Here is a 1,878-nt window from a genome sequence, read left to right on the forward strand (position 1 = left end):
AAGAGGTCATCCAAAAAAGGCTGAAACTGTCAGGACAAAGATGGTCAAAAAAAGGGGCTCAGGCTATCCTGAAATTAAGAATAACTAAGAAAAGTACAAAATGGAATCAGGTTATCCAAATCGCAAAATATGGAAAAATAGCGGCATAATTGGGATGTTTTTCGTACACCCAAAATGGAGATCCCTATGAAAATGCATTAGCCGAACGCATGAATGGTATTTTAAAAGGAGAGTTTTTATTATATGGATTTCCTAGCCATGAAAAGGCAAAGCAGGTTATAGACAGGTCCATAAGAGATTATAATGCTTATCGCCCGCATAGTAGTTTGGATTATCTGACACCAATTCAGGCTCATCAAAAAGAAGGTAGGTTGCCTAAAAGATGGCGAAAAAAAGAATATCAAAAGGTTGATTCCAACATAAATCCACCTTAACTTGAGTTCGTCCTCTGAAATGGAAATAAGCACTGCTGAAGAGCAACTTGCCAGGGATAAGAGGAACTGCTAACAGCAAATGTGCTTGGCAACTGCACTTAAAAATAAGTTGCTTCCTTTTACAAGGAAAAAAATGCTAGTGCAGTCCATACCTTCAAAAACTTAATCATAAAATCATTATTGAAATAATCCAATGCCTTGAACTAGTTTTGGTTCATTTATCAAGTCTAAAACTGTAAGGCTATTTTGGCACTAGTCATTAATGAGTAGTAAGTATTAATTTGGATAATCATTCCTTAATTACTTTCCAGACAGCCTGACCTTCATTGCTGATAAAATTGATCATGTAAATTCCGTTTGAGAGTTTTTCCATATCCAATTCGAAGTGATTGGAATTTTTCTTAAATAATTGTTGCTTTACCTCTCGACCTGAACTATCTAAAATTCTGATTTGTACATTCCCACTTATTGGTTCTTTTGTTTCTATTACTAATGTTCTGGCTACAGGATTGGGAAATAAGGAAATACCTTTTTCCAATAATTCTTCTGAAATGCCTGTAATGGATTCTATATTTACTATGATTTCTTTATCACCAATAAGCACGGATAGGTTAAGAGTGGAGTTTTCGTTATCAAGTGTAATTTTAGATGAACTTAATTCAATAGTCTTACCCTGATAATCTGCCTTTATTTGATAATTACCTATGCTTAACCCCTGCAATTTAAACCAACCTGTTTCATCTGATACCGAATTAGCTACTATTTCTCCAGAATTTTCTAATTCGGCATATACCTGAACATTGGAAATTGGAGTTCCTGTACTCTCAAAACCCTGAGCTATTCGACCTCCAGAGGTCTCTTCTTGTAATAAAACAAAACCTTCAATAATTCCATTACCATTCTCAGTCCCTGATAATTGTTGAATGATCAGGGTATATTCTATGTCCTTTTGTATATCAAAAGCTTCAGCCTCTGCTTCGATTACAGTATTTCCCGAATAGGTAATCAACAAATCTGAATCTGTATCAGGTATTGCTTTTATCAAGTACTTTCCATCTGACAAATCCGGGAAATTTAGAACAGAATTATCCCATATTTTTTCTTCCACTAGTTCAAATCCCTCATTTTGGGCCTTAAATAAAGATACCTTAATTTTAGTTGTTTTAATATTATCAGGAATTAATAAAGTAAGGGTTAAAGAAAAGGTAGTTGGTAATTCTATTTCACCATCACAGTCATTATCTAAACCATCTTCAATTTCAACTGCTCCAGGATAGATATCCTTATTGGCATCATCACAATCCGTATTATCAGCAACATAACCTTCTGGTTGATTACAAGATTGCAGGCTATCATTCACATTACCAAAACCATCGCCATCTTGGTCTGCATACCAAATGGCTATATCAGTTGCTGCTTCATCTATTTCTCCATCACAATCATT

General features: G+C 34.7%; 2 protein-coding genes. One reads left to right on the forward strand and one right to left on the reverse strand.

Annotated features, from left to right (window positions below):
• Positions 1 to 149 precede the first annotated feature (149 nt).
• On the forward strand, positions 150 to 434 hold the full coding sequence (locus A3EM_RS0140995; protein WP_020534053.1) for an integrase core domain-containing protein: 285 nt from the start codon (positions 150 to 152) through the stop codon (positions 432 to 434).
• A gap of 289 nt (positions 435 to 723) precedes the next feature.
• Here A3EM_RS0140995 and A3EM_RS46845 read toward each other — a convergent pair.
• Positions 724 to 1,878, reverse strand: a 1,155-nt coding sequence (locus A3EM_RS46845; RefSeq protein ID WP_157638331.1) for a T9SS type A sorting domain-containing protein, incomplete at its 5' end; no start/stop codon positions are given.

It is taken from the genome of Flexithrix dorotheae DSM 6795 (genome assembly GCF_000379765.1).
Lineage (GTDB): Bacteria > Bacteroidota > Bacteroidia > Cytophagales > Flammeovirgaceae > Flexithrix > Flexithrix dorotheae.